Origin of the sequence: Methylobacterium sp. 37f (assembly GCF_023093475.1) — a bacterium.
Taxonomy (GTDB): Bacteria; Pseudomonadota; Alphaproteobacteria; order Rhizobiales; family Beijerinckiaceae; genus Methylobacterium.
The window spans coordinates 1-7,479 of sequence record NZ_JAGHKN010000075.1; the positions used below are offsets into that span (position 1 = coordinate 1).

At 72.2% G+C, this 7,479-nt stretch carries 4 protein-coding genes and 1 tRNA gene; 2 read left to right on the forward strand and 3 right to left on the reverse strand.

The features are described 5' to 3' along the window. Positions 1-148: 148 nt before the first annotated feature. Positions 149-1,924 carry a rhamnogalacturonan lyase B N-terminal domain-containing protein gene (locus J7U37_RS24520; protein ID WP_247637440.1) on the forward strand — a complete coding sequence of 592 codons (1,776 nt, stop codon included), beginning with the start codon at positions 149-151 and terminating at the stop codon, positions 1,922-1,924. A gap of 109 nt (positions 1,925-2,033) precedes the next feature. Here the strand turns inward: J7U37_RS24520 and J7U37_RS24525 are convergent. The 3 genes from J7U37_RS24525 to J7U37_RS24535 form a co-directional block, all read right to left on the reverse strand. Further along, positions 2,034-2,123 (reverse strand) — tRNA-Ser (locus J7U37_RS24525). Between the two features lie 138 nt (positions 2,124-2,261). Next, a complete protein-coding gene (mdoH, locus tag J7U37_RS24530) occupies positions 2,262-4,394 on the reverse strand; it encodes a glucans biosynthesis glucosyltransferase MdoH (protein ID WP_348773023.1) in 2,133 nt (710 codons plus the stop codon). Positions 4,395-4,417: 23 nt separating this feature from the next. Continuing rightward, positions 4,418-6,010 carry a glucan biosynthesis protein D gene (locus J7U37_RS24535; RefSeq protein WP_247637441.1) on the reverse strand — a complete coding sequence of 531 codons (1,593 nt, stop codon included), beginning with the start codon at positions 6,008-6,010 and terminating at the stop codon, positions 4,418-4,420. Between the two features lie 352 nt (positions 6,011-6,362). Between J7U37_RS24535 and glmU the strand changes: the two genes are divergently transcribed. Beyond that, a partial coding sequence (glmU, locus tag J7U37_RS24540; RefSeq protein ID WP_247637442.1) for a bifunctional UDP-N-acetylglucosamine diphosphorylase/glucosamine-1-phosphate N-acetyltransferase GlmU occupies positions 6,363-7,479 on the forward strand: 1,117 nt, incomplete at its 3' end.

The following is a 7,479-nucleotide window of genomic DNA, read 5'->3' on the forward strand; positions in this document are numbered from 1 at the left end:
GGGTTGGGGCCAACCGGGAAGCCGGCGGGGGCGTCACCGGGACGACGCTCCGGGGCGGCGAAGCCTGAGATCGCCGGCGTTGTGTCAGCCGGACGGGTTGCTTTCGGGCCGCCCCGGAGGGAGCGTCGGCGTGACAGGATCGAAACGCATGTCGAAGGCCCGATTCCGATCGTCCGGCGCGCGGGGGCTGGCGGTGGCCGCCGGCCTGCTCCTCACCGCCCGTCCGCTTCCTGCGCTGTCCGCCGCGTCATCCTTCGGGCTCAGCGAGGACGCCACATCGATCACGGTGAACACCGGGGCGGGCCTCGTGTTCACGGTCCGGAGCGGGGCCGCGGACGGCTCTGGCAAGGGGGTCGGCGACATCGTGTCGATGCGCTGGCACGACGTCGAATATCAGGATCCCGCCAAGGGCAGTCAGGTCAATATCGGCTTCCCGGGCCTGTACGAGGGGCAGACGACCGCCAGCGTCGCGGCGACGCGCGTCGATGCCGATCATATCAAGGTGACGGTCCGGGCCGGCGACCTGATCCACGCCTACATGGCCAGGCGCGGCGTGGCGACGATCTTCATGGCGACCACCTTCACGCGTGAACCGCGCCTGGGCCTGGTGCGCTACATCGCGCGACTCCGGCGCGCGGTGCTGCCCGAGGGGCCGGAGCCGTCGAACCTGACCGGGACCGACCGTCTGGTCGAGGCGCACGACGTGTTCGGGCGGCCCGACGGCCAGACCCGGTCCAAGCATTATTCGAACCTGCGCCTCAAGGACTGGCGCTTCTTCGGCGCGCGGGGGCCGGGCGTGGCCGCCTGGATGGTGCGCGACGACAACGAGGGAGGATCGGGCGGGCCGTTCTACCGCAGCCTGCTCGATCAGGGCACCGATACGGATCAGGAGCTGACCTACATCGTGAATTACGGCGAGGCGCAGACCGAGCCGTTCCGGACCGGCATCCTCGACGGCTACGCCCTGGCGTTCACGACGGGCGGGACGCCCGATCCGCTCGACACGTCCTGGTTCGGCCGCATGGGCCTGACGGGATACGTCGCACCGGAGGCGCGCGGGACGGTCACCGGCGCCGGCCTCGACGGCATGGATGCGGCCTTCGGCTACACCATCGGCTTCGCCAACGCGCAGGCCCAATACTGGACCGAGGCCCGACCGGGCGCGGGGACCTTCGCGCGGGAGGGCCTGCTGCCCGGGACCTATCGGCTGACGGTCTACAAGTCGGAACGCGCGGTGGCGGCGCGCGACGTCGACGTGCGCGCGGGAACGACCACGTCCCTTCCCACCCTCCGGATCGACGCCGATCCCGCCCGCGACAAGGCGATCTGGCGCATCGGCACCTGGGACGGGACGCCGTCCGGGTTTCTCAACGGCGACCGGGTGACGACCATGCATCCCTCCGACATCCGGATGGCGCCGTGGTCGACGCCGCCGTTCGTGGTCGGTCAATCCCAGGCGGCGACCGGATTTCCCGCCTATCAGTGTGCGGACGTCAACACGCCCGTGCGGATCCGCTTCACCCTGACCCGGTCGCAGGTCGCCGCCATGACGCTGCGCATCGGCATCACCGCGGCCTTCGCGGGCGCCAGGCCGGCGGTCGCCCTCAACGGCTGGCAGGCGCCGCCGCAGGTCTCCACCCCGCAGCCCAGGAGCCGCACGCTGACGGTCGGCACCTATCGCGGCAACAACCGGATCTACGCCATCGCGCTCCCGGCCTCCGCGCTGCGCGTCGGCCGGAACGAACTCCGTCTCGCGATCGCGAGCGGCATCCGGGGCATCGGCTTTCTCAGCCCCGGCCTGTCCTACGACGCCATCGACCTGATCCCCGCGACCCCCGCCGCAGAACGCACTCCGGACGGCACCACCATCGGTGGACAACCCGCCGGCGCCGGGCGATCGGGCACGGGACAGGACGACGGCTGATAGCCGAACGGCTGGGGGGCGGGGGGCCGGACTGTCAAGCCTGAGCCGATCCAGCTCTCAGCGGCGCCGTGGCGGGCGCATTCCGGGAAGAACTTGGCGGAAAAGAAACTGGCGGAAGGGGTGGGATTCGAACCCACGGTGGGCTTTCACCCACGGCGGTTTTCAAGACCGCTGCCTTAAACCACTCGGCCACCCTTCCGTCCGGGCGGTTCTATCGGAGATCGGGCGCCGCGGAAATCGAAAAACGCGCCGATCGGGGCTCGGCCGAGTCCGAGGATCCGGCAAGTCCCAGGGATTGGCCAGCCCTGGAACAGACCACATCCCAGGACCGGGCGTGTCAGGGCGCCAGGCGGGTGAGGCGGTCGAGGAGGGCGCGGTCGTGGAGGAGGGCCATGCGCTCCTTCGGGGTGAGCCAGGCCTGGGCCTCGGCGAGGGCGTCGGCCTCCACCACCTTGGCCTGGGCCAGCGCGCGGTCCGGGTCGATGGCGCCGCGCGGGCGCGGGGCGGTCTCGGGCAGCATCATGGCGTGGGCCTGCGCCAGGCCGGCATCGGCGTGGAGCGCCCGGAGCGCATCCGCGTCGTCGAGGCCGGCCTCGGCGTTGCGCCGGCTGAGGGCGCCCGCCTGCACGGCGATGGTCGGGGGCGTGCGCTCCTCCGGGGTCATCAGCAGGCCGAGGCGCTTCAGGGCCAGCCCGAGGCCGAGCTGGCCGCTGGCCCAGGAGATCGGGATCGCCAGCACGAGGCCCAGGATGGTGGGCGACATCCAGAGGAACAGCGAGGTAGCGATGGCGAAGGCGGCTACGCCGGTGATCAGCCCGAGGGCCATGTGCCAGCGGTGGCGCCGGACGATGTCGGCCCAGGGGATCGAGCCGTCGTCGCGTCGCTGCGGGTTCCAGCCGGTGTCGCGGCCGAGCAGGATCTGGAACACCGAGCCCGACTGGATCAGCATCGCGATCGGGGCGATCAGGGCCGAGAGCAGGATCTCGATCAGGCTCGAGAGCACGAGGCGGATGGCTCCGCCGCAGGCCCGGCGCACCGGCCCGTCGATCAGCGCGAGGGCCAGTCCCAGAAACTTCGGCGCCAGCAGGATGCCCATGGTCAGCCCGAAGAGCTGGAGCGCGCGAACCGGGTCGAAGCGCGGCCAGACCGGATAGAGACCGAACTCGCTCGTGAAGTATTCCGGCCGCACATAGGCGGTCTGGAACACCAGGGCGATACCCACCACCAGCTGGGCCAGCCACAGGGGCGAGGCGACGTAGCCGGCGATGCCGGTGGCGAAGTGCTGGCGCGAGGCGAGCGCCAGGCCCGCGGTGCCGATGATGCGGCTGTGCTGGAGGTTGCCCTGCGCCCAGCGCCGGTCGCGCACCGCGACGTCGATGAGCGAGGGCGGGCTCTCCTCGTAGGAGCCGGGCAGCGCCGGCAGCATGGTCACGCTCCAGCCGGCCCGCCGGATCAGCGCCGCCTCCACGAAGTCGTGGCTGAGCACGTGGCCGCCGAAGGGCGGCTTGCCCTTCAGGTCCGGCAGGCCGCAGGCTGCCGCGAAGGCGCGGGTGCGGATGATGGCGTTGTGGCCCCAGTAATTGCCGTCGCGGCCGGACCAGACCGACAGGCCCGTGGCGATCACCGGCCCGTAGATGCGCGCGGCGAATTGCTGGACGCGGGCAAACAGCGTGTTGCGGTTGATGATCAGCGGCAGCGACTGGATGATGCCGGCATCCGGGTCCGCCTCCATGGCGGCGGCCAGATGGACCACGCAGGCGCCGGTCATCAGGCTGTCGGCGTCGAGCACCAGCATGTGGTCGTAGGCGCCCCCCCAGCGGGCGACGAAGTCGCCGATGTTGCCGGCCTTGCGATGGTGGTTCTTCGGGCGGTGGCGATAGTAGAGCCGGGGCTCCGCGCCCCAGCGGGCGCGCAGATCCAGGAAGGCGCGCTCCTCGGCGATCCAGGCATCCCCTTGGGTCGAATCCGACAGGACGAAATAGTCGAACGCGTCGCCGTGGCCGGTGGCGTCGATCTCGGACCGCATCGCCTCGAGGCCCGCGAAGGTGCGGGCGGTGGCCTCGTTGTAGACCGGCATCACCACCGCGGTCCGGGTGGCGAGGTGCGACGGCAGGGGCGGGGTCTTCAAGCCCCGCAGCAACACGAGGAAGCCCAGGATCGCGCCCGTGAAGGCCAGCGCGATCCAGGAGAAGTTCAGGGTGAAGAGCGCGAGCAGCACGTATTGCAGCGCCGTGGTGCCGCCCGAGACCGCCACCACCTCGTACATCTGCATCGCCCCGTAGGCGGTCAGCAGCGCCGCCCCGCCGAAGACGAAGGCGCGGGCGAGCCAGGGCCTGCCGTGGCGCACCGGCCGGTGGCCGGTGGCCGGGTCCCAGCGCACGAGGTCCTGCACCGGCATCGGCAGCGGCGCCTCGGGCGGCATCGCGGGGGCGAAGGAGGCAGCGGTCGGGGCTGCGACCGGCGCGGCCACGTCGGGGGAGAGCGGGGATGCGGTCACGGGGTCCAACGGTAGAGCCAGGTTTCGGTCAGAGGCGTGCCGGCGCGCTGCAGGGCGAGCCGCAATTCGCAGGACTTCCCGCCCTTCGGGTCGAGCTCGAAGGCCACCCGCAGGGTGTCGCGCTCGGGGTAGCGGTACAGGGTGCTCGACGTGATCGCCCCGGAGACCGCGCTCAGCTGGGTCTGGAGGTCGTCGGGGGCGGCGAGCCCCTGGCCCGTGAAGTCCACCAGGAACAGGCGCCGGTTCTCGGGCCCGCGCCCGCTGCGGGTGCCCGAGACCAAGGCGACGGGCGGCGGCTCGGGGGGCTGCCAGCACCAGTGCTGGCGGTAGCTGAACGGCATCTCGGCCCCGGCCGCGAGGGTCGCCTTCGGGCGCCAATAGGCCAGCACGTTCTCGTTGAACTCGGAATCGCTCGGGATCTCGAGAAGCGTCACGGCGCCGGGCCCCCAGGCGCCGAGGGGCTCGAGCCAGAGCGAGGGGCGCCACTCCCAGTGCTGCACGTCGTCCTGGAAGTCCCTGTAGTCGCGCGCCCGCTGCATCAGGCCGAAGCCTTTCGGGTTCTCGTCCACGAAGGAGGAGATCTGCAGGGTCTCGGGGTTGTGCACCGGGCGCCAGATCGCCTCGCCGGCGCCGGTGCGGATCTGCAGGCCGCCGCTGCTGTAGGCGCCGGCCCGGGCATCGTCGGACCCGCGCCGGTCGTGCGGGCCGAACAGGTAGCTGGTGGTCACGCCGCCCAGGCCCAGATGGTCGATGGCGGCGCGGGCGAAGACCGTGCCCTCGACGTCGCAGAGCGAAGCGTCCCCGGCGCGCAGGCTCATGCGCAGGGCGGCCGTGGCGGAGGGGGAATCCACCAGCGCGTGGAGGACGAGGGGGCCGCCGGGACCGGGCCGCTCGATCCAGATCGCGCGGAATTCGGGGAATTCCTCGCCCCGGGCGTCGGCCGGGCGCAGGGTCAGCGCCCGCGCCGTGACCCCGAACCCCTGGCCGGTGGCGAGCAGGCGAAAGAACGACGCCCCCTGGAACATGGCGAAGTCGCTGAGGTCGCCGCCCCGGAAACGGGCGCGGATGCGAAAGCCCGAATAGCCGGGGTCGTCCTTGAAGGGCGGGAGCGCCACGCCCTCGGTCTCGAACCGCGCCGGATCGTAGGGCAGGGCGCGCACGGTGCCGTCCTCGATCAACGCGAGCGCCACGCGGGAGCGGAACACCGAGCCGCGATGCAGGGGCTCCAGGGTGAAGCCCAGGGCCGCCTCGGCCCAGACCGCGCTGCCGGGTCGGGTGCGGATGGCGGCGTATTGCTCGCGGTTGAGGCCCGCCAGGGCTTCGGGCAGGTCGTCGGTGCGCGGCGCCGCATAGGCGCGCTTGGCCAACGCCCGGGCGAGGTCGGTGACGAGTCCGGGCTGGAACGGCGTGCCGTCCGCCGGAAGGGCGGGGGCCTCGTCGGCGGCGGCGGCCCCCGGCAGGGCCGCGAGCCCGCCGGCCAGGGCCGCGAAACCGACCTGCCGCAGAACGGTGCGGCGGCTGGGGCCGGTGCAGCCGCCGGGGCTGCGGGCGGACGGGTCGTCGAGGAGATCCGGGTTCGGCGGCGTCATCAGGTCCGTGTGGTCGGCGCGGGCGCGCGGAAAAGGCAAGGGCGTTAAGGCAAGGGCGTTGGAGATCGGGGCTTGCGGAGGTCGAGGTTCGTATGTGTCTACCATGCCGAGCCCTGAACCGGGGGTTAAGCCGTCCCGAACCGCGCCGGTCAACGCCGAAAGCGTCCGGACCGTTCGGCCCGGGCCGGGTCAAAGCTTAGTCGCAAGATCCGATCACGCGACGGATACTGCCGAAAGACAGCGGCAGGTCCGCATCGATGCAGGTCCGCATCGATGAAGCCCGGACTTGAAACAGCCCCATCCGCGCTTTAGCCGACGGGGAGCAACAGCTTGGCCCGCGGCGGACCCCTCGATGACCGATCAGACGACCCGGAACGCAGACCGCAGCCTCACCGCCATCGTGCTGGCCGCCGGCAAGGGCACGCGGATGCGCTCGGACCTGCCGAAGGTGCTGCACCGGGTCGCCGGCCGGACCCTGCTCGGGCACGTGCTGACGGCCGCGCAGGGGGCCGGCGCGACCCGGATCGCCGTGGTGGCGGAGCCGGGGCAGGCGGCGGTCGCCCGCGAGATCGCCACCCTGGCGCCCGGTGCCGCCGTCTATCCGCAGGCCGAACGCCTCGGCACCGCTCACGCGGTGCTGGCCGCCCGGGCCGCCCTGGAGGCGGGCGACGACGACGTGGTGATCGCCTTCGGCGACACGCCGCTGATCACCGCCGACACCCTGGCGCGCCTGCGCGCGCCGCTGGCCCAGGGCGCGGCTGTGGCGGTGCTGGCCTTCGAGAGCCCGAATCCCACCGGCTACGGCCGGGTGCTGACCGACGGGGATCGCGTGCTGGCGATCCGCGAGGAGAAGGATGCGAGCCCGGCCGAGCGCGCCGTCACCCTGTGCAATGCCGGCCTGATGGCCCTGTCCGGCCCCCATGCGCTCTCTCTCCTGACCCGCATCGGCAACGCCAATGCGGCGGGTGAATACTACCTCCCCGACGCGGTCGCCCTCGCGGTGGCGGACGGCCTGCCGGTCGCGGTGGTGCCGGTGGCGGAGGCCGAGGCGCAGGGGGTCAACGACCGGGTCCAGCTCGCGGTGGCCGAGGCCGAGATCCAGGGGCGCCTGCGCCGCGCCGCCCAGATCGCGGGGGCGACGCTGATCGCGCCCGAAACGGTTTTCTTCAGCATCGACACGGTGTTGGGGCGTGATGTTCTGGTGGAACCTCACGTGGTGTTCGGGCCCAACGTGACGGTCGGCGATGCGTGCGTGGTGCACAGCTTCTCGCATCTGGAGGGCGCCACCCTGGCGGCCGGCGTGCAGATCGGCCCCTATGCCCGCCTGCGCCCGGGAGCGGTGCTGGAAGCGGGCGCCCGCATCGGCAACTTCGTCGAGATCAAGAACGCCCGGATGGGCGCCGGCGCCAAGGCCAACCACCTGACCTATGTGGGGGACGCCGAGGTGGGGGCGGGGGCCAATCTCGGGG

What these genes read in the sequence shown, in the direction of transcription:
- J7U37_RS24520 (WP_247637440.1), top strand. Translation starts at nt 149, where the DNA reads ATGTCGAAGGCCCGATTCCGATCGTCCGGCGCGCGGGGGCTGGCGGTG.
- J7U37_RS24535 (WP_247637441.1), bottom strand. Translation starts at nt 6,010, where the DNA reads ATGACGCCGCCGAACCCGGATCTCCTCGACGACCCGTCCGCCCGCAGC.